Source organism: Bifidobacterium tibiigranuli (genome assembly GCF_022655035.1).
GTDB classification, from domain to species: Bacteria; Actinomycetota; Actinomycetes; order Actinomycetales; family Bifidobacteriaceae; genus Bifidobacterium; species Bifidobacterium tibiigranuli_A.
The window spans coordinates 101,708-124,638 of record NZ_JALCUA010000003.1; the positions used below are offsets into that span (position 1 = coordinate 101,708).

A 22,931-nucleotide genomic window follows, 5' to 3' on the forward strand; every position below is an offset into this window, starting at 1 on the left:
TTTTGACCACGCTTGAAAAAGTGTGAGTCGATTACTGCGGCAGCAGCACCGTGAGCGTAAACCAGTGGTCCTTGGCTTGTATCGACACCTCGCCGCCGTACTGGCGCGCAACGTGCTGGATGGATTTCACGCCGAACCCGTGACCGCGGTGCTCGCCTTTGGTCGTGCGCAGGTTGCCGTCGGCATCCTTGCGCAGCGCGGAATCGTAGTAGTTCTCGATGCGAAGCACAGTGAAGCGGTTCTGCGCGTAGAGCGCGAGCCTGATCAGCCGCTGCTGCAGGTCATCGAGTCGCGACGTGGCTTCGATCGCATTGTCGATGGCGTTGCCGAACAGCGTTGCGATGTCCATCGAGGACATGGAATCCAGCAATTTGCCGTCGGCCACTGCGGTGAAGGTGATGCCGCGCTGCACGCAGGTGCGCGACTTCGAGGTCAGAATCACGTCGAGCACTGGGTTGCCGGAATGCTGCTGTGCGCTGTATTCCTGCACTGAGGCCTCAAGCTGTGCGAAGCCCTCGTTGAGGCTGCTCGGGTCGGCACTATGCGAAGCCTCCGCGCGCAGCACGGCGATCTGGTGCTTGAGATCGTGAGTCAGACGCCCCATCGATTCCAGATTCTCCTTGGACTTGAGATACTCCTGATGCTGGCTTTCCAGCCGCGCGTCGATGGACGCCAGCTCGGCATTGGTCGTCAGCCGGCGCGACTGCACCTGCTGGGCGTAGAGAATCGCGAAACCGCACAGGTCCACCAGCGTGCGGATATAGAAGACCTCCTGCCCCACGCTGCCCGAGAACGGCGTGTTCGTGGAGACGAAGCTCAGGTTGCTCATCGCAAAGGTGACGATGGTGATGGCTACGGTAGCCACCGTCGAGGAGGCGGCGGGAACCGTGGGCTTGCTGCGGCTGAAATTGCCGCGTTCCAGCCCCCACGCCAAGCCGAAGCACACCGCGTACACCGCCAACAGCATGCCGATCGAAATCCACGGACGGTCCTCATCATGCATATCGATGTGCAGGAAGGTGGCCAGCTGCCAGTGCAGCGAAGCGACCAGCTCAGCCAGCACGAAGGCCCGGGCATTGATGTAGAGCCCCTCGCGCTTGCCGGTTCGCCCGCCGAGCACGATGATCAGGTACATGCCGGCGAAGGCCAGCAGCATGCCAAACACCCACAGCAGCCGCGGCAGTATGCCCGCCAGATACTGCACGGCCACCATCGCAGGGAGCCCCAGCGCAGGCACGAGTGCGGTGCGCGGCGGCGAGGCGCGCCGGTAGATGATCGAAAGGTACACCACACAGGCCAGCCACTCGCAGACGGCGGTGTAGAGCCGCGGAATATCGGGCAGGGCGTTCGTAATCGTGTCGCTCATCGCAGTCCGCCGCCCAGATACTCCGTCAGTGTCGTTAGGAACGCCTTCTTGCGCGGCCGGCTTACGCGCAGGCGCTCGCCATTGGTCATGACGCAATCCTGCCCCTCCACCGCGCTCACATGCCGCAGATTGACCAGATAGCAGGAGTTGGAGCGGAAGAAGTGCTGGCCGGACAGGCGCTCCTCAAGCTGCGTGAGCGTCCCGGATATCGAGATTTTACGGCTCGCAGTATGGATGATGATGGTGTGGCGGATGGATTCGCAGTACAGGATGTCGGCGAGTTCCAGCCTGATCCGGTCGGCTCCGGCCTCGACCAGCATCGAGCCGCTCCCGTGGCTGCGCACTGTGGCGATCGAGCGCTTGAGCTCCTGACTGAATGCGAACCACGGCACGGGTTTGAGCAGGTACGACAGCGCCTGCACCTCGTAGCCGCTGATGGCGTACTGCGGGGCAGCGGTGATGAAGACTATCACGACATTGCTGTCTTGCTGGCGAATGGCGCGCGCGGCGTCCAAGCCGTTCATACCGGGCATTTCGATGTCCAGCAGCAGGATGTCGTAGATCGGCGTGTAGCTGCTGACGAGCTCGGAGCCGTCGCCGAATGCCGAGACGATGAAACGCTCGCCTTCCTCGCGCTGATAGCGGTTGAGATAGTCAAGTATCGTCTGGCAGGCGGCCGGGTCGTCTTCGGCCACGCCGACTCGAATATCGCGCATTTCGCCTCCGCGGTAGTTATGACAATCTACTTATGACAATCTACGTGCCGTTCGGGGCCGCAGTGTCGCATGGCATCCTTACATCAGTACCACAGCGTATCTCAGTACCGCATTGTGCCTCAGTGCCAGTGTCGGTGCCAGTGCCACACCGTGCCCCGTATCGACGTACCATCGATTCAGTACTACGGTAGCGCGGATGCGGGCAAACGGCATGGCGTTGCGCCCACGGGCGTGGCTGCGACCGCAATCTGTCGATTTCGCGGCATGTTTTGGGTCGGTTCCGGGTCGGTTCTATGTTGGTTTCGCCTTTGGCATCGATGTTCGGATGAGCCGCATGGAGTGCGTCGACGGCCTTGCGAGGGCGCAGCTGTACCGGCAAAGCGGTGCGTTACAGCGCCGTAGCCACCCTTCGCGCTACGCTGATGGGTGAAACAACAATCCAATGTATGTACAAGGAGAAGAAATGCTCGACGGATTCAAGAAGTTTATCGCCCGGGGCAATATGGTGGATATGGCAGTCGGCGTGGTTATGGGCGCCGCTGTGACTTCCGTGGTCACCGCAATCGTCGAAAAGGTCATCAACCCGCTGATCGCGATGATCTTCGGCAAAGAGGATATGAGCGGATTGCTGGCGTTCACTGCCAACGGCTCCACGGTGTCCTTCGGCGCGGTTCTCGGCGCGCTCATCAACTTCCTGGTCGTCGCTGCAGCCGTGTACTTCTGCATCGTGCTGCCGATCAACAAATTCCGCGATATGGCCGCAGCCCGGCACGGCGTGGAAGACGAGGAAGAGGAGCCGCTCAGCCCCGAAGAGCAGACTGTGGCCCTGTTGCAGGAGATTCGCGACGAGCTGGCCAAGGGCAACAATGCGGGAAGCATTCTGAAGTAGTAGCGCGTCCCTGCCCGGGCCGGTGTGCTTCGGGTTGTCCGCTATCAATCAGCTATCAATCATCGAGTGAACCATCGATCATGGGTTCACGAACAGAGGCCTTGGCGCATAATGCGTCGAGGCCCCTGTTCGTTGCTCGCCTATCGGCCGCATATTGCTCGCCTATCGGCTCATGGCATATCTCCTCGGCGGCATGCTTGGCACCGCAGGTTCGCCTCTCAGCGTTCGAGCGTGAAGCCCTGGCCTTGCGCGACAGGGCCGACTGATTTCGTCAGATTGGCGGGGTCGGTCGCCTTGGCGGTCGTCTGAGTGCTGAAGGCGTCCACGGGGCGTTCGGTGTGGCGCAGATCGTAGTACTGGTGCACGATCGCGTCGTAGTCGGGCAGCGGTTCGAGCACGCTGCTGTCATCATCGGGGTAGACGTTCTCGAAGAACTGCATCGAGCGGGGCATGCGCGGCTTGAGTGCCGGAGTCTGATCGGGCTCGCCGATTGCCAGTCCCAGAACCGGGTAGGTGTATTCGGGCAGCTGCAGCGCGTCGATGATGGCCTGCGCATCGTTGAGCAGCGAGCCGAGGTACACGCAGCCGAGACCCAGCGAATTCGCCGCCGTCTCCATCGCGTGCAGGGCGAGCACGGCATCGTTCTGCGCCTGGGAGAAGCGATAGCTCGTATTGAGTGTGAATGCGTCGCTGTGCACGTCGACGCCGCCGCGTGCCGCAATGGCCGCGTTGCGATGCTCGTCGAGGACGAACACGTAGAGCAGCGGCGCCTCGCCGATGTAGTGCTGGTTGCCGATTTGCGCCATGCGCTGGCGCAGCGATTCGTCGGTGATGCGGATGGCGGACCAGTCGCTGAGGTATTCGCTGGAAGCGGCATGCTGCGCCACGGTTTCCAGCGTCGCGATGACCTCTTCGGAAATCGGGTTCGGCTTGAACTTGCGGATGGAACGGCGTTGCAGCAGCGTTTCGATAACGGGATTGGTGACGGTGCTGGTGGCCAGGCTGTCGGCGGCGGCGGTCTCAGCGGCAGCGGCGGTCTCAGCGGAAGTATTGGAAGTATCAGACATACCGTTATTCTCGCAAGCGGCCGTCCCATTCGGGCGAGGGTTTAGCTGTGGGGAAAGAGCGGGGGCTGGCTTGGCCGAATAATCGACTCGCCAGCGTCGGCCGCTTTACCCGCCCTACTTGTTCTGGCGCTTGACCTGTCGATGCGAGACGAAGGCTCGCGAGCCCGTAACCGATAGCTGGGAGAGAATCGCGCCGAATGCCGCTGACAGTCCGGCGAACAGCAGGGTCATCAGCAGCCCTTGCTGGGCATCGTCCTCGGAACTGCCGGAGTGCCGGCGCGCGGCTCCCTTATTCCACAAGGTCTGAAATATCTTGCCGGCAACCAGCCCGGTCAGCGCAGGTACGGCGGCCTTGAAGATCTTGTCGCCGAGGGTGTCGGGGTCGTTCTTTAGCGCGTGTGTCATCGCATCCACCTTGCTGTCGACGGCGCCCAGGCCATCGACGATGCTATTGGCCGATTTCCCCAGACGCACTTCGGAGTCCTTGCTTGTGTCGCTCATAGTCCTATAGTAATTCACCTGGCGTGCGACAAAAACAGGGTACGCGTTGCGATGAGCGCAGAGCGGGCCGGGTTGCGCAATTATGTTCCAGCTCCGGTGTGCAGTTGCGCAGGCCGAGCGCGAGGACGGCGCGTGGCTGGTATAAGGGACGACGCGCAGCCCAGATATGCGACCATCAGATATGTGGCCGGTACAGCATGTACTACAGTAGGGCTATGAACGATTTTCACATTTCAGGCAACGGCGCCTCTCAGACCGGTCATCTGGTGCTGCTGCGCCATGGTGAGACCGTGTGGAGCGTGTCCGGGCAGCATACAGGGCGCACTGATCTCCCGCTGACCGATGCCGGCGAGCGACAGGCCGTCGAAGCTGGCGCGCGAATTCGGCAGGCATACCCGGAGGGCTTTGGTTCGCAAGTATTTTCCAGTCCCTTGCGCAGAGCCAGTCAGACAGCGCACGATGCCGGATTCGGCGATGCGCGCGTATGCCCTGGCATCGCCGAATGGGATTACGGCCGCGCCGAGGGCCGCACGCGCGCTCAGCTCAGCGACGCCTTGGGCCGCAGCTGGAATCTGTGGCGCGACGGCACCGAAGCGCTGGGAGCCGAGCTGGAGGGGGATCGCGTTGAGACCCTGCCGTCCGGCCAGCAGGTGAGCGTGCATAACGGGCCGGGCGAGACCATCGCGCAGGTCGCGGCCCGCGCCGCCGAGGTCGCGCGGGAGATGCTGCCGATCATTCTGGCCGGTCAGGACGTGCTGCTCGTCGCCCACGCGCATATCCTGCGCATCTTGACGACCCAGTGGCTCGGCGTCGACCCGCATCTCGCCAGGCTGCTGCGCCTCGACACCGCGCACTATTCGGCGTTGGGCGTGTACAAGGGCGATCCGGTGATCGAGCACTGGAATCTGTAATGAGCCTTTACCTCAGCGAGTGTGAGTTGCCCCACAGGCTGAGGTGATTGGCCCAATATATCGTGTGTGACTCGCCTTCGGCGGCTGGCAATTTTTGGCTGATGCCAACGGATTTCGCCGCTGGCATCTCGGCAGTTTTGCTCCTAGGTCAGCGTTTGCAGGGCAGGGGGAAATACGGTATAATGAAACTGAACACAAGGCTGTGTTCTGGCGGTCATAACGCGATGTAGCGCTCTGATGCGCCGAGTATAGGAAATGAAAGGATTCGAAGATGAATCGCATAATGAAGTCAGCGATGGCGATTGTCGCCGTCACCGCCATGTCGTTGGGGGCGCTCGCCGGATGCGGCGGGTCGGGTGCGTCCGACAGCGGCAAAGGCAAGGTGTACTTCCTCAACTTCAAGCCGGAGGCGGCCGACCAGTGGAAGGATCTCGCGGCGACGTACACCAAGGAAACTGGCGTGCCGATGACCGTGCAAACGGCGGCCTCCGGCACTTACGAGCAGCAGTTGAAGAGCGAGATGGCCAAAAGCGAGGCCCCGACGCTTTTCCAGGTCAACGGGCCGGTCGGCTATGCGAACTGGAAGTCGTACACGGCCGATCTCAAGGACACCGAGTTGTACAAGCAGCTGCAGAATCCGGATGTGGCGCTCAAGGATGGCGACAAGGTCGTCGGCATACCTTACGCGATGGAGACCTACGGTCTGATTTACAACAAGGACATCCTCAAGAAGTACTTCGCGATGCCTGGGGCCAAGGCGAAGTCGGTCAAGGACATCGACTCCTTCGCAAAGCTCAAGGCAGTGACTGACGACATGCAGGCGCGCAAGGGCGACCTTGGCATCAAGGGCGCCTTCACCTCGGCCGGATTCGATTCCAGCTCGGATTGGCGCTTCAAGACCCATCTGGCGAACATCCCGCTCTACTACGAGCTGAAGAAGGACAATATCACCACACAGCCCGCGACCATCAAGGGCACGTACATGCCCCAGTTCAAGGATATCTTTGATCTCTACCTCAAGGATTCCACGACCGAGCCGACCCAGTTGAGCTCGAAGACCGGCGATGATGCAAACTCCGAATTCGCTCTCGGGGAGGCGGCCTTCTATCAGAACGGCACATGGGCCTGGAGCGATTTGCAGAAGGCCGGCATGGATGCCAGTCAGGTGAGCATGCTGCCGATTTACATCGGCGCTCCGGGCGAGAAGGACCAGGGCTTGGCCACGGGGTCCGAGAACTACTGGTGCGTCAACGCCAAGGCCTCCAAGGAAGACCAGCAGGCCACCAAGGACTTCCTCAAGTGGGTCATCACGTCGGACGCAGGCAAGAACGCGCTGAGCAAGGATATGGGCTTCACGACGCCATTCAAGACCTTCGCGGACATCAAGGCGGACAACCCGTTGGTTCAGGCTGCCGTTGACGACCAGAAGTCCGGCAAGACCCCGGTCAGCTGGAACTTCACGCTGATGCCGTCTGAGCAGTGGAAGAACGCTTTGGGCAATGCGATGCTTGAATACGCGCAGGGAACCGGCTCGTGGGATGCGGTCAAGTCTGCATACGTCGACGGCTGGGCCAAGGAGTACCAGGCCGCGCACGCGGGCTGATGCGCTATCTGTCAGCTATGCGTTGGGCCGGCCTTCGACTGCTGCGATTGATGTCGCTGCGCGGAGGCCGGCCTGTCTATTGTGTCGCTCACCGCCTTTGCGCTAGAGGCAGCAATATGGGAAAGCGGTATGGGGCAGTGGTATGGATTGGATGCAAGGAGCTAAGGTGCGTCCTGAGGCAACAAATCTATGAAGCAATGACATGAATAGCGTCCTATGCGACAAACGTTTTCATTACTTTATGTAGAGTGAAAATCCAGTAATATCAACGATTCTTACTAACTGCTGAAAAGAAATACAGAAAGAAACGACTTAGAATGACAACGTTTTGACTCTGGAAGGCAAAGATGATAGTGTCATCTCAGTCAATCAAAGAACAGTGATGTTCCGGAACTGACGCATACAAATCAACAATGAGTCAATACAACACGACAATAGGCGTCGCACATGGCTGTGCAGCCTATCTCAAAGAAGAGAGGAGGTTCTGTCGTGATTACTATGGCTGGCAAAACGATACGTAAGTGGTGGGCATTATTCGCCCTGCCTACGTTCGCGTCCTTCCTGATTGGTTTCATCGCACCGTTCGTCATGGGTATATATCTGAGCTTCTGCAGGTTCAGCACAGTGACGGACGCGAAGTTCGTAGGGTTGCAAAACTATACGGCGGCAATTGCCGACAGAGAGTTCTGGCGCTCGCTGGTGTATACGGTGGCCTTCACCTTGGTAACGGTGGTTGTGGTGAACATCGTCGCGTTCGCCATCGCCTATATGCTGACGAAGGCCGTCAAGGGAGCGAATATCTTCCGCTCCGTGTTCTTCATGCCGAATCTGATCGGCGGCATCATCCTGGGCTATATCTGGCTGCTGCTGCTCAACGGCGTGCTGGCGCACTGGAGCCGCTCGATTACCTATTCGGGCACTTACGGCTTCTGGGGCATGGTCATGCTCTATTGCTGGCAGCAAATCGGCTACATGATGATCATCTACATCGCAGGGCTGCAAGCGCTGCCCGGCGACGTCATCGAGGCTGCTGCGGTGGACGGCGCAAGTTCGCGTCAGACCATGTTCCGCATTACGATTCCGCTCATGATGCCCTCGATTACCGTGTGCACCTTCCTGACCATGACCAACGGCTTCAAGATGTTCGATCAGAACCTGGCGCTGACCAACGGTGCTCCGTCGAACACCTCCGAGCTGCTGGCCCTGAACATCTACCGCACCTTCTACGGGCGCGCAGGCTTTGAAGGCGTGGGTCAGGCGAAGGCGGTCATATTCTTCCTGATTGTGGCCGTGATTGCCATCGTCCAGAACCGTCTGTCCACAAGCAGGGAGGTGACAGCATGAGTGACAAAATCAAGCACCCGGGCCTGTGGGGAGTGTTCTTTACGGTCGTGTCTCTGGCGTGGATATTCCCGATTGTGCTGGTGGTCATCAACTCGTTCAAGCAGAAGGCATACATCTCGCGCAACGCCTTCTCGATTCCGACAGGCAAGCAGTTCGTCGGGTTCGAGAACTACGCGCGCGGCATCGAGCGCACGAATCTTATAGCCAGCTTCGGCTGGACCGTGGTCGTCACTGTCGGCGCAGTCATCCTGATTCTGCTGTGCACTTCGATGTGCGCCTGGTGGATTGTGCGCGTCGACAATTGGGTGGCGAGAACGCTTTACGTGCTCTTCCTGTTCAATATGATTGTGCCGTTCCAGATGGTCATGTTCACGCTTTCCAAACTTGCCGACATGCTCAGCCTCAATACCCCGTGGGGTCTATGGTTCGTGTATCTCGGCTTTGGCGCGGGCTTGGCGGTATTCATCTTCACCGGCGTGATCAAAGGCATTCCGCAGGAGCTTGAGGAATCCGCGATGATTGACGGTGCAAGCGTGCCGCGCATCTTCTTCCGCATTGTGCTGCCAATCATGAAGCCAGCGGTCGTCTCCGTCGCGATTCTTGAGACGATGTGGATTTGGAACGACTTCCTTCTGCCGTACCTGACCTTGGATATGCGCAAGTACAAGACGATGTCAATCGCCATCCAGTACCTCAAGGGCGGCTACGGCTCGGTAGATATGGGCGCGATGATGGGCTGCCTGGTGCTGGCGATTGTGCCAATCATCATCTTCTACCTGATCTGCCAGAAGTACATCATCTCCGGCGTCATGGCCGGGGCAGTCAAGGGCTAGATCGCTCGCTGCAGAGTCGCATGTGGCATGGCGGCTGACAGCCCGGGAGCCGATACCGTCGTATGGTTCCGGATTGCTGGCTGAGCGTGCCAGATGCAAAGGACTCGTGCGGCAGCATACGGCAGTCGTGAAAGCTGCCAGACCCGTAACTAAATACGTGACAGTGGCACTGAGCGGCACAGACGCTGAGTGCACAAAATAACAACAATGACACACAAAGGAGTATGGCATGAAACGAATAACCAAGGCGCTGGCGGCTTCGCTCAGCGAGCGATGCTGGCAGGGATGGCAGCGTGCGGCGGGAGCTCGTCGAGCGATACCGCGCAGGCGGATGGCATCTATTTCCTGAATAATAAACCTGAGATGGCGCAAGCTATGAAGGATCTCGCTGCCAGCTACACCAAGCAGACCGGTGTGCCGTTCACAGTGCAGACCGCAGCCTCGCAGACCTACCCGCAGACGCTGAAATCGGAGATGGCCAAGAACCAGCCGCCGACGCTTTTTGATGTGCTTGGGCAGGTGGACTTGAATACGTGGAAGGACTATGCCGCCGATATGACCGACTCAGAGGTCTATAAGCAGCTCAAGGATCCTGCTATGGCGCTCAAGTCTGATGACGGCAGCCAGGTGCTTGCAGTGCCGGTCGTCCAAGAGACCTTCGGCATCATCTATCGCAAGGATATTTTGAAGAAGTACTTCGAGATGCCCGGTGCAAGCATCAAGAGCGTCAAAGGCATCAAGAACTTCGAGACGCTGAAGACGGTCTCCGACGAGATTCAGAAGCACAAGGACGAGCTCGGTGTCAAGGGCGCGTTTACGTCGATGGGCTTCGACCCTTCGACCAACTGGCGCTACCACACGCATCTCGCCAGCGTTCCGCTGGCCTATGAGTTCGAGCAGGATCATGTCACCAAGCAGCCGGCCACGATCAAGGGCACGTACCTGCCTGAGTTCAAGAACATCATCGACCTGTACCTCAAGGATTCCACTACGCCGACCAGTGCGCTGAGCAGCAAGACGATGGATGACGCCTTGGCAGACATCACCACCGGCGACGCGGTCTTCTTCCAGAACGGCTCGTGGGCATGGCCTGACCTCGTGGATGGCGGCTTGAACGCTGATCAGATTGGCGTGCTGCCGATCTATGCTGGCATTCCCGGCGAAGAGAACTACGGCATGTCGACTGGTTCGGAGACCTTCTGGTGTGTCAATAAGAAGGCGTCCGCCAAGTCGCAGAAGGCCACCAAGGACTTCCTCAAGTGGCTTATCACCTCGGATGAGGGGCGCGAAGCCTGGTCGCACACGATGGGCTTCAGCGCGCCGTTTAAGACCTTCACCGGCAAATACGTCACCGACAACCCGATCATGAAGGCTGCCGACCAGTACACCGCCGCAGGCAAGAAGAATCTGCCGTGGGCCTTCCTGTATGATCCGAGCCAGCAGTGGAAGGACAACCTGGCTAACTCAATCCTCGGATATGCGCAGGGCACCGGCAATTGGGACGGCGTCAAGAGCTCCTTCGTGGACGGCTGGGCGAAGGAAGTCGCGACCTCGAAGAGCAACAGCTAATGTGACTCGCATTCCCAAGCCGTTGTGGGGCGCGGGAATACCATAGACCAATCGCCGAGGCAATCTTGTTCACATATGATGCGTATGAGAGACCCCCGGCGATTCGGCTGTCATGAGGCAGTTGCGTACCGTTGATGGCTCGTGATTGCCGCTAGTATCGCAATAATTATCGTTAGTACAGCTATTACCGTTACAAGGAGTACTGCAATGCCGCGCTTCCCGCAGCTCGACACCCATCCAATCATGAATCCCGAAGCCGTAATCCAAGGCGACCATTGGCGCATCGGAGTGCTCACCGAGTCGCTGCTCCGCCTGGAGTGGCAGGATGACGGGGTTTTCGAAGACCATGCCACGCAGATGGTGGTGAATCGCGACTGGGGTACAACGCCGAAGTTCACCCACACCGTGCGCGACGGGCGGCTGGTGCTCGATACGCCTGCGCTGCGGCTGACCTACGACATGAAACCCTTCAGCAAGGAGGGCCTGAGCGTCGTCATCAAAGGCGTGAACTCCAATCGCAACACATGGAATTACGGCGAGGAGCAGGAGGGCAACCTGTGCGGTACGGCGCGCACGCTCGACGAAACGAATGGCTCGACGCCGCTCGGTCTGGGTGTGGTTTCGCGCGACGGCTGGGCGGTCTTGGATGATTCGGCCTCCAATATTTTGACCGAAGCTGACTCGGTGAACGGCGAGGACAATACCTTTGGCACCTGGGTCGTGCCGCGCCCCGGCACGGGCCACGATCTGTACGTGTTCGGCTATGCGCACCGCTATATCGAGGCGATACGTGACTTCTACCGGCTGACCGGCCCCACGCCGCTGCTGCCCAGATTTGCGCTGGGCAACTGGTGGAGCCGCTATCATCGCTACACCGAGCGCGAGTACCTGCAGCTGGTCGAGCGCTTCGAGCGCGAAGGGCTGCCATTCACCACGGCCGTGGTCGATATGGACTGGCATTTGGTCGACGCCGTCGACCCGAAATATGGCTCAGGCTGGACCGGCTACACATGGAACCGCTCCTTCTTCCCCGACCCGAAGCGCTTCCTCGACACGCTGCACCAGCACGGGCTGAAAGTCACGCCCAATGTGCACCCGCGTGACGGCATCCGCGCTTTTGAGGATGGATACGCCGAAGCCGCACAGCAGATGGGCATCGATCCGGCAAGCGAGGAGCCGATCGAATTCGACCTGACCAGCCCGAAGTTCATGAAGGCCTACTTCGATCTGCATCACAAGCTTGAAAGCGAAGGCATCGACTTCTGGTGGCTCGACTGGCAGCAGGGTGGCGTGACGCGGCAGAAGGGCCTGGACCCGCTGTGGATGCTCAATCATCTGCATTATCTGGACTCCGGCCGTGACGGACGCTGGCCGCTGACCTTCTCGCGCTACGCCGGTCCCGGCTCGCACCGCTACCCAGTTGGATTCTCGGGCGATACCGTGGTGAGCTGGGAATCGTTGCGTTTCCAGCCTTATTTCACTGCTACAGCAAGCAATATCGGCTACGGATGGTGGAGCCACGATATCGGCGGCCATATGTTCGGCCGTCGTGATGAAGAACTGGAAGCCCGTTGGTATCAGTTCGGCGTATTTAGTCCCATCAATCGCCTGCATTCCACCGATTCGGCCTTTAATGGCAAAGAGCCATGGAACTTCCGTACCGAGGTGCGCGATTCGATGACTGCCTCGCTGCGTTTGCGGCACGAGCTGATTCCGTATCTGTACACGATGAACTGGCGCGCGGCGAGCGAAGGACGCCCGATTGTCGAGCCGATGTACTGGCAGGCCGCAGACAATCCCGATACTTATGATGTGCCGAATGAGTTCCGCTTCGGCACCGAGCTGGTGGTGGCGCCGATTGTCGAGCCGATCGACCGGGAGGCGCAGCTCGCCAAGACGGACGCATGGCTGCCGCAGGGCATATGGTTCGACTTCTTCACTGGGCGACGCTATGAAGCGCCAGCTATGGAGGGCCGCAAACTTGAAGTTTGGCGGCCGCTTGAGGCCATACCGGTCTTCGCAAAAGCCGGTGGCATCGTGCCTATGCAGCCGCTTGATGAGGCTAATGGACCGATCAACTCGATTGACAATCCGAAGCATGTGCGCGTAGTTGCGTTCGCCGGAGCCGATGGGGCATTCACGCTTGTCGAAGACGACGGAAGTCGAGGCGTTGAATCCGCGGTGGCAACGACCGAACTGGCGCTGCACTGGGTCGCTGGCAGCTCCGCCACGTTTACGATTGGCGCGGTGCAGGGCGGTGGCGCTGATGGCGCTGCCGTTGCGGGTTCCATCGTCCCCGAGCGCCGCTCGTGGACCATCGTGATACGCGGCGTGGAGCCAGCCAAGGTGTCGGCCCGCGCCGGCGGCAAGGCCATCGAGGTCATGACCGCGTACGACGAGCGCACATTAAGCCTGAACGTTGAGATTCCCGAGGTTGCGAGCAATGCCGCCGTGGAAATCCTCTTCGACGGCGAGCTGGCGCTTGCGCACGACACCAGCGCCGACGACGCCTTCCGCGTGCTCTACAACGCGCAGATTGACTGCTTGGCCAAGGACAAGGCCGATCGGCTCGTGCGTGCCGACGGCGCTGCCGCACTCAACGCCCTGCACACTTTGGAGCGGCCCGCCAACGGCGAGCATCGTCATGATTTGTTCGTCTCGCATATGCCCGAATCGGTGATTCGCGCCGTTGCAGAACAGTTGCTGCGTGTGTGACTGCTGTCGCATGCATCTTGAGCGGAGCCGAATCTGGTTTCTTGGCTCCGCAGCGGCAATTGCAGCACCGTGTCAACCAACAGACTGTGCCAATCAACATACTATGTCAACCAACAAGCCATGCCAATTAACAAGCTGTATCAATTAACGGATAGCAACAGAAGACATACCGACAGATGCTAAGGGGGATCTATCATGAGCACCATCGTGCAAGGAAGCGACTACCGGTTCACGCTGCTGACGGAGCGGCTGATTCGCTTGGAGTACTCGTCGTCGGGCGAGTTCGAGGATCGCAATACGCAGCTGGTTGCCAATCGTGACTTCGGGCCGGTCACGTATTCCGTGCTGAAAGACCATAACGGCCACGCGGTGGAGATCGAGACCGAATTCTTCCATCTGTATTACGACGGCGGCCCGTTCGCCGCAAGCAATCTGCACGTCGACGCCAAATACCAGTACACGCTGCACGATTCCTGCTGGTACTACGGCGAGAAGACCAGCGGGAATCTCGGCGGCACCAATCCGACGCTGGACTTGGTAGACGGTTCGACGCCGATCGACGACGGCATCATGAGCCGCGACGGCTATGCCTATCTGGATGACACGGACTCCTTCGCCATCGAGGACGGCCATTTCGTGGCTCGTGCAGCCGAGGAATCCGACGGCTACTTCTTCGCCTACGGCCGCAACTATCGCGAGGAGCTCAGCGACTTCTATCGACTCAGCGGCACGACCCCGCTCATTCCGCGCTATGCGCTGGGCAACTGGTGGAGCCGCTACTACCGCTACACGCAGCAGGAATATCTCGATTTGATGGACCAGTTCGAGAGCGAGCAGGTGCCTATCAGCGTCTCCATCATTGATATGGACTGGCATCGCACCGACGACGTGCCGGCGCGCTTCGGCAGCACCTGGACCGGGTATTCGTGGAATCGCACGCTCTTCCCCGACCCACAGCGATTCTTGAAAGAGCTCAAGAAGCGCCATAAGCATATTTCGCTGAACACACATCCGGCCGGTGGCATCCGGGCCTTCGAGGACGCCTATCCGGCGGTCGCCAAGCATCTGGGGCTGGACATCGAGAAGGAGGAGCCGGCGATCTTCGACCTGGACGACCCGAAATTCCGCGAGTCCTATTTCGACGACGTGCATCACCCGATGGAGGACGAGGGTGTCGATTTCTGGTGGCTGGACTGGCAGCAGGGAACGAGCCGGAGCAAGGACAAGGTCGAGCCGCTGTGGAATCTCAACCACTACCATTTCCTCGACAGCATGCGGCGCAACGACGGCGAAGGGCTGATTCTCTCCCGCTTCGCCGGTCCCGGCTCGCACCGCTACCCCATCGGGTTCTCAGGCGATACCGTTATCACCTGGGCCTCGCTGAATTTCCAGCCGTACTTCACCGCGACCGCCACGAATATCGGCTACACCTGGTGGAGCCACGACATCGGCGGGCATATCTGGGGCAGCTTCGACCCGGCGCTCTCGCTGCGCTGGCTGCAACTGGGCGTGTTCAGCCCAATCAACCGCCTGCACAGCTCCGAGAATCCCTTCTCGGGCAAGGAGCCATGGAAGTACCGTCGTGATGTGCGCGAATACATGGATGTCTACCTGCGCTTGCGCAATCGGCTGGTGCCCTACCTCGACAGCGCCAATATCGGGACGCATGACGAGAACGTGGCGCTTATCGAACCGCTGTACTATCGCTACCCAGATAACGAGGAAAGCTATCTGGTCAAGAACCAGTACTTCTTCGGCAGCGAGCTTATGGTCGCGCCGATCACCACGCCGCAGGACCCGACGCTCAACGTCGGCTTCGTGGATGCGTGGCTTCCCGAAGGCCAGTGGATGGACATTTTCACCGATCTGGTCTACCAGGGCGACCAGGAAGACATCGAGCGCCCGATGGTGTCGAGCTGCAGCCTGGACGGCCAGTTCAAGACCGGCGAGACGACCATTCGGCTCGGCCGCACCTTGGAGAACATCCCGGTGCTGGCCAAGCTCGGTGCGATCGTGCCGATGGCCACGGATGCGATGCAGCGGGCGGATGTGCTGCCCGAGGAGCTTGACGTGCAGGTGTACGGCAACAAGGACAACGAGTACGTGATGCGCGAGCACTTGAATCGCAGCATCGCTGCCACGACGATAACCGTGCGCGGCGGTGTGGTCAGCGTCGCAGTTGACGATCCGAACGGCATTATTCCTGAAGGCCGGCAGCTGCACTTCACGCTGCATGCGTTCACGCTGGACGGCAACTCGGAGTTCACGCTGACGGCCGGCCAGAGCTTCGCAGGCACGCCGCAGAGTGACGGCCAGCAGAATGCCCGCGCTCGAGAGCAGCTGCTTCAGCAGTTGCAGGGTGCCGAGATTCCGTACGAGGACAAGCGCGCAGTGCTCAAGAAGATCGATGATGCCCTGACCTCGCCAATCAATCTGGCGACTTACGCCCAGACCATCGAGAATGCGAATCTGCGCTCGATGGTTGTGGAGTACACATCGTTGATCGCTATGCAGCGCTGAAACGGTCGAGGCGCGTGAATGTTCGCTTAGTTCGCCTCGCTGCCCTGCGAGGCGACGTAGCGATTCAGACAGCGGTCGAGGATGGGGATGTGGAGCATGATGAGCGTGCCGTATCCGAATACCAGCAGCAGAAACAGTCCTTGGGGCATGTAGAACCAGGAAGCCACGAGCAAAGCGAGGAATACTGCATCAATCGCAATCACCGTTGCAGTCAGCACGATATGCGATATGCCGAGAATGAAAGCGTTTGCAAGAGTTCGGCCAAATGAGTTATCGAAACGGGCTTGCAGCGCCCATACCCATTCGAAGCCGATGATCCACAGAATGCTCAGCGCGAATTTGGGTATCAGCAACGGCGTGATCTGCAGCACCACCCAAGCGTATGCAAGCAATGCCAGCGTTGGGCCGAACACTAGCCAGAGTAGGGTCGAGCGCATAAAGTTCGAGCGGAAGGCCGCGAAATAATTCGCGGTTGCGTGGCCTTCGCCCTCTATGGTGCGTCGAGCGGCGGAATTCCCGGCGACAAGCGCCGCTCCGATGGTGATGATCGGGATGCTGGTGAGCAGCATCAGGATGTTGATCCACACGGCGTCGGCGGCGTCGGACACCCCCTGCATGAATCGTGAATCTGGTGATAGGAACTTCATGACACTCCTCAGGGGCTCGGCGACCATTCTATTCTAGACAATCCTCAGCAATTTCGGACACCGCTGGCGTGGGGGCGAACTAGGTTCTCCTAAACACTCCGCGTGGCATCGATTGCGTCGTGTTATCGTTGTCATTACGTGGTCTTGAGACCGCGAACTAGCAACGATGCGAGGCCATTGCGTCATATCGATGAATGACCATACGACATGACACGGCATCCGGCGGCGAAGAAGCCCCGGCAATAAGCGAAAGGAACGAACACAATGCGAAGCGGTACGAAAAAGTTCATTGCAGCGGCGCTCAGCCTAGGCATGGGCATCACGCTGGCGGCCTGCGGCGGGAGCAGCGCCGATCCCAGCAAAGGACATGTCTACCTAGTGAATGGCAAGCAGGAGATTGGCGACCAGCTGCAGAAACTGGCCGATGATTACACCAAGCAGACCGGCGTCGAGGTGCAGGTGAACACTGCTGCGGCCGGCAGCTACGATTCCACGCTTACCTCTGAACTCTCGAAGAGCGAAGCGCCCACGATGTTCACCATTGGCGGCTATGACCAGTTCGCGAAGTACAAGAAGTACCTCACGAATCTCAAGGACACTGATGTCTACAAGCTGCTCAACAAGGAGGGCCAAGCCAACTCGCATAAGGATGCCGACGGCGCATACACCTTGCCGTACGCCGGCGAGTGGTACGGCATCATCTACAACAAGAAGATCGTGAACGAGTACGCCAAGAAGCCGTACGCGGTCATCAAGAGCGACAAGGACATCAAGGACTACGACACGCTGAAGTCCGTGGCCCAGGACATGCAGAAGCACAAGGACGATCTTGGCATTAAAGCTGCTTTTGCCACACCTGCGCTCGACTCGTCGGCGTCTTACCGCTACACAACTCATATGGGGCGTATTCCGCTGTTTTACGAATATCGCGACGCCAACGTGACCTTCGCTCCCGAGCTCAAAGGCACATATCTCAAAAACTACAAGGATATGTTCGATCTGCAGCTCAAGAACAACCCGACGCCAAGCACGATGCTCACTTCGAAGAGCTATGACGACGTGACTTCGGAATTCGCGCTGGGGGATGTGGCGTTCTATCCCAACGGAGTCTGGGCCTATGGTCAGATCAAAGACAACAATGTGAGCGACAGTGATTTGGGTATGCTGCCGTACTGGCTCGGCATCCCTGGCGAAGACAAGTACGGACCGTTCTCAATCTACGACGCCTCATGGGCGGTGAACCAGAAGGCCTCCAAGCAGGATCAGAAGGCCACGCTTGACTTCATCAAATGGCTGGTGACGAGCGATGAAGGCAAGGAGGCCCTGTCCAAGGAGATGGGCTTCTCCGTGCCGTTCACCACCTTCGACAACAACAAGTACCAGCCCGCCAACCCGTTGACAACGGCTGCTCGCGCCTACGCCAAAGAGGGCAAGCCTTCGGCTCAGAGCTTTACTGTGCCTAGTCAGCAGTGGCAGGATAATCTGGCCAATGCCTTGACGGAATATGCTCAGGGGACTGGCACATGGTCGAAGTTTGAATCGGCCTATGTCGACGGCTGGCAGAAGGAATGGCAGAACAACCAGAAGGTGCTTGGCATGCTGCCGCAGGTCGAGCCATTCTCCAAATAGTGCTGCGCAGGTAAGTGCTGCGCAGACACATCTCTTCGATACCATAAACAGGCATATACGCAATGCCGGGAAGGAATCATGACACTGAACAACGAACGCGACGACTGGTGGAAGCAGGCGGTCGTCTACCAGATCTACCCACGCAGCTTCAAAGACGCTGACGGTGACGGCTTGGGGGATATCCCCGGCGTCACGTCGAAAATCGACTATCTCAAAGACCTCGGAGTCGACGCGCTCTGGCTTTCGCCCTTCTACCCTTCCGACTTGGCGGATGGCGGCTACGACGTCATCGACTACCGCGACGTTGATCCGCGCCTAGGCACCATGGATGACTTCGACGCGATGGCTGCGGCCGCGCACGAGGCCGGCATGAAGATCATGGTCGACATCGTGCCGAATCATACCGCCGACAAGCATGTACTCTTCCAGGAGGCACTGCAGGCTGGGCGTGGCTCCGCTGCGCGCGACCGGTATATCTTCCGCGAAGGCCGGGGCGAGCACGGTGAGCTGCCGCCGAATGATTGGGTGTCGCTCTTCGGCGGGTCGGCCTGGGAGCAGGTCGAGGACGGTCAGTGGTATCTGCACATCTTCGCCAAGGAGCAGCCGGACCTCAACTGGCAGCATCCGGATGTGCACGAGGAGTTCAAGAAGACGTTGCGATTCTGGAGCGACCACGGCACTGATGGCTTCCGTGTCGACGTGGCCCACGGCCTGGCCAAAGATCTGGAAAGCGCTCCGCTGGAGGAGCTCGGCAAGCGCTATCCGGTGCACGCGACGTTCAACCATGACGGCAAGCATCCGCTATGGGATCGCACGGAGGTGCACGAGATCTATCACGAGTGGCGCGAGGTGTTCAACGAGTACGATCCGCCGCGTTTTGCCGTTGGCGAGGCGTGGGTCGTGCCCGAGCACCAGCATCTGTATGCGTCGCCTGATGAGCTGGGGCAGGTGTTCAATTTTGAGTTCGCCAAGGCGAACTGGACGGTTGCTCAATTCCGCGAGGCCATCCTCGACGGGCTGAATTCCGCCGAGCAGACAAAAGGCTCGACCACGACGTGGGTGATGAACAACCACGACGTGCCGCGCGGTGCCTCGCGGTACGGCCTGCCGCAGGTTGACGCGACCGCTTACCACCAGTTCGTGCACGACTGGATCCTGCGCGACGGCAAAAGCTACTTCGAAGACCGTGAGCTGGGTACGCGCCGTGCCCGGGCGGCGATCCTCATGGAAGCTGGCTTGCCTGGGTCGCTCTACGTGTACCAAGGCGAGGAGCTGGGCCTGTTCGAGGTGGCAGACATCCCTTGGGACAAGCTTGAGGATCCTACGCCCTTCTTCACGCGCCGAAACTTCACTGAAAAAGGTCGTGACGGCTGCCGCGTGCCGCTGCCATGGGATTCCGCCGACGCGCCCGAACCAGCCGGATGGGACGCGAACTTCGGCGAGAAGCGCTCCTTTGGGTTCTCGCCAGCGACGCTGGACGACGGCAAGGCCCCGGCCGAACCGCATCTGCCGCAGCCCTTGTGGTTCAAGGACTACGCGGTCGACGTCGAATCCGGCAACCCCGATTCGATGCTCACGCTGTATCGCGAGGCACTCAAAGAACGCGCATCGCTGCTGACCGCAACGGCCGATACCTCATGCCAGATGCTGGACTCCGGCGACGATGTCATCGCCTACTCGCGGCCGAGCGTCGACGGACGGCGCTTCGTGAGCCTGACGAACTTCGGCACTGAGGAAGTCGACATCCCGCGTGGCGACATCGTACTGGCCTCCGCTCCTGTTCCTACGGGCAAACTGCCGCAGGACACGAGCGTGTGGGTGCTGCTCGACGTGTGAGGTTCACAGCCGCCGTAGCTACTACGCTACGGCGGCTGTGGTCTCCCGCAGAATCAGCTTGGCCTGCTGGATTTCGAACTGCGGCTCGGGGGCGCGTCCTGCTATGGCGTCCAGCGTCTGCATCGCGGCCTTTCTGCCGAGCTCGAAGGGATCCTGGCGTAGCGTGGTCAGGCCGATGGGCTGCGCAAAGGGGATGTCGTCGAATCCGATGATCGAGATGTCCTGTGGCACCCGGTGACCATACTGCCGCAATCTGAACAGCGTCGGCAGCGCGATGTCGTCGCTCTGGAAGCATATGGCCGTCGGTGTGATTGGCATTGTGATGATGCGGTTCAGCACCGTGTTCGTCGCGTCGCCGTCTTCCGAGATGGCTATGGTCTCGGGTGTGACTCCGGGGTGCGATTGGCACGCCGACAGAAATCCGCTGAGACGCGAGTCGGCGCTGAATCGTAGTCGCGAGCTACTGTTGGGCATCTTATAAACGTAGGCGATATGTTGGTGGCCCAGTGAAATAAGATGTTCGACGGCCACGCTCATTGCCCGTTGGTCGTCGATGCTTACTGCGGCATCAAAGCCACTGGTCGAGGGGATGTTGATGCCGATGATTGGAACGTTCATCGTCCTTAGCTGACGTGTCTCCTCCGGTTCGATGTTGAAGGAGTTGACGACGACCGCATCCGCATTGCGCCGCACGGGCAAATCGGCGAAGAACTCGTGCCGTTTGTTGGCATCGACCATCTGGAAGATCGAGATGTCGTACCCGTTGGGGTGGAATATGGAGTCAAGCCCGGCGAAAGATGTCGCATTGAACCAAGTAGCGACGTTCAGTGAGGAGAGCAGGGCGATGCGGAAGGACTGCCCCGATTTAAGCGCGGCGGCCGAACGCGAAGCATGGTATTCCAGTTTTCGCGCGGCCTCAAGCACCTTGTCGCGTGTGCTGGGCAGCACCAGATCAGGCTTGGAAAGCGTGCGGGAGACCGTGGAAACCGAGACCCCGGCCTCGGAAGCCACATCTTGGATGCTCGCCTTCACGGGTGCCTCCTCTCTATCCCTGAAAACCCTATGTCCCATGTATGTCCCATTAGCCTGCGGGCGGCATGCCGCCAGTGGCGCCACCTTCATCGACTGCTAGGGCAACGTTACCATGATTCGCGAGCGGGATGGGCGAGCGAGGGCAAGACTTGGGCGTGCGCGGAAGCTGGAGCTGGAGCGCGGGGCGGTCCGGGGCGGCCTTAGGCGGCGCTTGTTGCGGGTCCGGTGGACAGCCGGAACATCATGCGGATTTGAGTGGATTCGTGAATAGGGGGGCGTTCTGACGCCGGTCTTGCTGGCGGTTTCATCGGTGGCCTCGGTGGTCTCGTTGATCTTGCTGGCGCGCTCGGCGCTGGACTCGAAGTCATTATCAGCTTTGGCGATGAGGTCAAGCGCGTGGCGGGCGGCCTGCGCGCCCATATCATGCGGATCCTGCCGAATGGTGGTCAGACCGACCTCTCTCGCATAGGTGCTGTCGTCGAAACCTGTAATCGAGAGAGCGTCGGGAATCGCATACCCGAGGCGCTGCAGCCGGCTGAGCAGAGGCACCGCAATCCGGTCCTGCTCGCAGCAGATTGCCGTGGGCATGTGATTGAGCGCGAACAGCTGCGTGAGCGCATGGTCGACGCGCTGACCGGTGTTGGACACATGCAGCATCGCCGGTTCAATATGCGCTTCGGCGCACTCCGCAAGGAAGCCATTGGATCTGCGATTCGCGCTGTAATGCAGTGCTCCGTCCGCATTCTCGGGTGGGTCGAGGTCGATGTAGGCGATATCTTTGTGCCCTAGTGTGAGCAGATGACGGGTGACCAGACGCATCGCATAGTCGTCGTCGGTCGCAATCGAATAGTCGAATACATCTTCAGGCAGGGCGTTGATGCCGATGATTGGAACGTTCATACTGTGCAGCCGCGCGATCTCCTTGGAGTCGACGTCGAACGAGGCGATTATGACCGCGTCCGCGTTGCGGCGTATCGGGAGGTCTTCGAAGAAAGCGTGCCGGTCCCCGCTAGTGCCGATTGGGTAGATGGCGATATCGTAGCCAGCCGGGTGAAATACCGAATCGAGGCCTTCGTAGATATGTGCGTTGAACCAGGTTGAGGAGGGGTCGTTGAGCAGCAGCGCGATGCGGAAGGTCTGGCCGGTTTGAAAGACCGAGGCCGATCGAGATACTGCGAAGTCAAGCTCATCCGCCGCCCGGGCGATGCGTTCGCGCGTCGCCTCGGCCACAAGTTCGGGGTGCTTGAAGGCCCTGGACACCGTGGATGCGGAGACCTGCGCCCGCTGTGCCACATCGCCGATATTGGCCTGCATCGTATCTCCTTATGCCTCGTTACCTTCTGTGCGAACGGCTGTGCGGGCGCAACTGGCCGCTGTGGTGGTCGCCGGGTGGTAAAAGCCCGTCCATGGGCATTTGGAGGCGATCGGCTGCATCATCCCGTCAGAATAGCGTTCGCATATCTGTATGCCTATATTCGCTGTGAGCTTGGACGAGGTAGTGGTGCTGTGATGATGGCTTGCCGGGTGACCGGTCTAGTTCAAGAACCAGCAACAGTCGGCGACAAGTATTTTTTGTACATTCAATGTATAAATTTTTGTACATCGGATGTACAAGAAATGCAGCGATAGGGTTTGGCGCAGGCGCTTCGCAATGATGTATTCCAAAACTTGATAGCGCAAAACTCAAGTTTTTTGGAGGAATTGGGAATATAAGTTGACTTCATAAAGTTGAGTGATGTAGGCTCAAGTTTGT

17 protein-coding genes are annotated in these 22,931 nt (G+C 59.4%); 10 read left to right on the plus strand and 7 right to left on the minus strand.

The window, feature by feature from the left end; genetic code table 11:
• Positions 1-31: 31 nt before the first annotated feature.
• Together LKK40_RS04795 and LKK40_RS04800 are read right to left on the minus strand one after the other, a co-directional pair.
• Positions 32-1,366, minus strand: coding sequence for an ATP-binding protein (locus tag LKK40_RS04795; RefSeq protein ID WP_304309637.1), 1,335 nt, complete (start codon positions 1,364-1,366; stop codon positions 32-34).
• Positions 1,363-2,082, minus strand: a complete 720-nt coding sequence (locus tag LKK40_RS04800; protein WP_304309639.1) for a LytR/AlgR family response regulator transcription factor — start codon at positions 2,080-2,082, stop codon at positions 1,363-1,365. Before LKK40_RS04800 ends, LKK40_RS04795 begins: the two co-directional genes overlap by 4 nt.
• A gap of 463 nt (positions 2,083-2,545) precedes the next feature.
• Between LKK40_RS04800 and mscL the strand changes: the two genes are divergently transcribed.
• Complete coding sequence (gene mscL, locus LKK40_RS04805) at positions 2,546-2,971, plus strand: large conductance mechanosensitive channel protein MscL (RefSeq protein WP_304309641.1); 426 nt, start codon at positions 2,546-2,548, stop codon at positions 2,969-2,971.
• A 218-nt stretch (positions 2,972-3,189) separates the two neighbouring features.
• Here the strand turns inward: mscL and LKK40_RS04810 are convergent, their stop codons facing one another.
• Positions 3,190-4,038 carry a nitroreductase family protein gene (locus tag LKK40_RS04810; RefSeq protein ID WP_304309643.1) on the minus strand — a complete coding sequence of 283 codons (849 nt, stop codon included), beginning with the start codon at positions 4,036-4,038 and terminating at the stop codon, positions 3,190-3,192.
• 114 nt (positions 4,039-4,152) lie between these two features.
• Positions 4,153-4,539, minus strand: a complete 387-nt coding sequence (locus LKK40_RS04815; RefSeq protein ID WP_304309645.1) for a DUF4235 domain-containing protein — start codon at positions 4,537-4,539, stop codon at positions 4,153-4,155.
• Positions 4,540-4,754: 215 nt separating this feature from the next.
• Here LKK40_RS04815 and LKK40_RS04820 point away from each other — a divergent pair, with 215 nt between their 5' ends.
• The 7 genes from LKK40_RS04820 to LKK40_RS04850 all read left to right on the plus strand — a co-directional run bounded on the left by LKK40_RS04820 (position 4,755) and on the right by LKK40_RS04850 (position 16,034).
• A complete protein-coding gene (locus tag LKK40_RS04820; protein ID WP_304309647.1) occupies positions 4,755-5,450 on the plus strand; it encodes a histidine phosphatase family protein in 696 nt (231 codons plus the stop codon).
• Positions 5,451-5,721: 271 nt separating this feature from the next.
• Entirely contained in the window at positions 5,722-7,053 is a 1,332-nt protein-coding gene (locus tag LKK40_RS04825; protein ID WP_304309649.1) for an ABC transporter substrate-binding protein, read from the plus strand.
• A gap of 489 nt (positions 7,054-7,542) precedes the next feature.
• Positions 7,543-8,397, plus strand: a complete 855-nt coding sequence (locus LKK40_RS04830; RefSeq protein ID WP_152580101.1) for a carbohydrate ABC transporter permease — start codon at positions 7,543-7,545, stop codon at positions 8,395-8,397.
• Positions 8,394-9,230: a carbohydrate ABC transporter permease gene (locus tag LKK40_RS04835; RefSeq protein WP_304309653.1), complete on the plus strand. Its 837-nt coding sequence runs from the start codon at positions 8,394-8,396 to the stop codon at positions 9,228-9,230. The genes LKK40_RS04830 and LKK40_RS04835 overlap by 4 nt, the downstream gene beginning before the upstream one ends.
• Positions 9,231-9,593: 363 nt before the next feature.
• The gene (locus tag LKK40_RS04840) at positions 9,594-10,799 is read left to right on the plus strand and encodes an ABC transporter substrate-binding protein (RefSeq protein ID WP_304309655.1); all 1,206 of its coding nucleotides are present in this window, start codon (positions 9,594-9,596) and stop codon (positions 10,797-10,799) included.
• A 207-nt stretch (positions 10,800-11,006) separates the two neighbouring features.
• Complete coding sequence (locus tag LKK40_RS04845) at positions 11,007-13,514, plus strand: glycoside hydrolase family 31 protein (protein WP_304309656.1); 2,508 nt, start codon at positions 11,007-11,009, stop codon at positions 13,512-13,514.
• A 195-nt stretch (positions 13,515-13,709) separates the two neighbouring features.
• The gene (locus LKK40_RS04850; RefSeq protein WP_304309658.1) at positions 13,710-16,034 is read left to right on the plus strand and encodes a glycoside hydrolase family 31 protein; all 2,325 of its coding nucleotides are present in this window, start codon (positions 13,710-13,712) and stop codon (positions 16,032-16,034) included.
• 26 nt (positions 16,035-16,060) lie between these two features.
• Here the strand turns inward: LKK40_RS04850 and LKK40_RS04855 are convergent, their stop codons facing one another.
• The gene (locus tag LKK40_RS04855; protein ID WP_304309660.1) at positions 16,061-16,681 is read right to left on the minus strand and encodes a YesL family protein; all 621 of its coding nucleotides are present in this window, start codon (positions 16,679-16,681) and stop codon (positions 16,061-16,063) included.
• Between the two features lie 264 nt (positions 16,682-16,945).
• On the opposite strand from LKK40_RS04855, the gene LKK40_RS04860 reads away from it, so the two are divergent.
• Both LKK40_RS04860 and LKK40_RS04865 read left to right on the plus strand, forming a co-directional pair.
• Positions 16,946-18,310: an ABC transporter substrate-binding protein gene (locus LKK40_RS04860; RefSeq protein WP_304309662.1), complete on the plus strand. Its 1,365-nt coding sequence runs from the start codon at positions 16,946-16,948 to the stop codon at positions 18,308-18,310.
• 78 nt (positions 18,311-18,388) lie between these two features.
• On the plus strand, positions 18,389-20,146 hold the full coding sequence (locus LKK40_RS04865; RefSeq protein WP_304309664.1) for a glycoside hydrolase family 13 protein: 1,758 nt from the start codon (positions 18,389-18,391) through the stop codon (positions 20,144-20,146).
• Between the two features lie 21 nt (positions 20,147-20,167).
• Here LKK40_RS04865 and LKK40_RS04870 read toward each other — a convergent pair whose 3' ends face one another.
• Together LKK40_RS04870 and LKK40_RS04875 are read right to left on the minus strand one after the other, a co-directional pair.
• Positions 20,168-21,217 carry a LacI family DNA-binding transcriptional regulator gene (locus LKK40_RS04870; RefSeq protein ID WP_304309665.1) on the minus strand — a complete coding sequence of 350 codons (1,050 nt, stop codon included), beginning with the start codon at positions 21,215-21,217 and terminating at the stop codon, positions 20,168-20,170.
• 57 nt (positions 21,218-21,274) lie between these two features.
• Complete coding sequence (locus tag LKK40_RS04875; RefSeq protein WP_304309666.1) at positions 21,275-22,492, minus strand: LacI family DNA-binding transcriptional regulator; 1,218 nt, start codon at positions 22,490-22,492, stop codon at positions 21,275-21,277.
• Positions 22,493-22,931: the final 439 nt, after the last annotated feature.

What these genes read in the sequence shown, in the direction of transcription:
- LKK40_RS04795 (WP_304309637.1), bottom strand. Translation starts at nt 1,366, where the DNA reads ATGAGCGACACGATTACGAACGCCCTGCCCGATATTCCGCGGCTCTAC.
- LKK40_RS04800 (WP_304309639.1), bottom strand. Translation starts at nt 2,082, where the DNA reads ATGCGCGATATTCGAGTCGGCGTGGCCGAAGACGACCCGGCCGCCTGC.
- mscL (WP_304309641.1), top strand. Translation starts at nt 2,546, where the DNA reads ATGCTCGACGGATTCAAGAAGTTTATCGCCCGGGGCAATATGGTGGAT.
- LKK40_RS04810 (WP_304309643.1), bottom strand. Translation starts at nt 4,038, where the DNA reads ATGTCTGATACTTCCAATACTTCCGCTGAGACCGCCGCTGCCGCTGAG.
- LKK40_RS04815 (WP_304309645.1), bottom strand. Translation starts at nt 4,539, where the DNA reads ATGAGCGACACAAGCAAGGACTCCGAAGTGCGTCTGGGGAAATCGGCC.
- LKK40_RS04820 (WP_304309647.1), top strand. Translation starts at nt 4,755, where the DNA reads ATGAACGATTTTCACATTTCAGGCAACGGCGCCTCTCAGACCGGTCAT.
- LKK40_RS04825 (WP_304309649.1), top strand. Translation starts at nt 5,722, where the DNA reads ATGAATCGCATAATGAAGTCAGCGATGGCGATTGTCGCCGTCACCGCC.
- LKK40_RS04835 (WP_304309653.1), top strand. Translation starts at nt 8,394, where the DNA reads ATGAGTGACAAAATCAAGCACCCGGGCCTGTGGGGAGTGTTCTTTACG.
- LKK40_RS04840 (WP_304309655.1), top strand. Translation starts at nt 9,594, where the DNA reads ATGGCGCAAGCTATGAAGGATCTCGCTGCCAGCTACACCAAGCAGACC.
- LKK40_RS04845 (WP_304309656.1), top strand. Translation starts at nt 11,007, where the DNA reads ATGCCGCGCTTCCCGCAGCTCGACACCCATCCAATCATGAATCCCGAA.
- LKK40_RS04850 (WP_304309658.1), top strand. Translation starts at nt 13,710, where the DNA reads ATGAGCACCATCGTGCAAGGAAGCGACTACCGGTTCACGCTGCTGACG.
- LKK40_RS04855 (WP_304309660.1), bottom strand. Translation starts at nt 16,681, where the DNA reads ATGAAGTTCCTATCACCAGATTCACGATTCATGCAGGGGGTGTCCGAC.
- LKK40_RS04860 (WP_304309662.1), top strand. Translation starts at nt 16,946, where the DNA reads ATGCGAAGCGGTACGAAAAAGTTCATTGCAGCGGCGCTCAGCCTAGGC.
- LKK40_RS04865 (WP_304309664.1), top strand. Translation starts at nt 18,389, where the DNA reads ATGACACTGAACAACGAACGCGACGACTGGTGGAAGCAGGCGGTCGTC.
- LKK40_RS04870 (WP_304309665.1), bottom strand. Translation starts at nt 21,217, where the DNA reads ATGGGACATAGGGTTTTCAGGGATAGAGAGGAGGCACCCGTGAAGGCG.
- LKK40_RS04875 (WP_304309666.1), bottom strand. Translation starts at nt 22,492, where the DNA reads ATGCAGGCCAATATCGGCGATGTGGCACAGCGGGCGCAGGTCTCCGCA.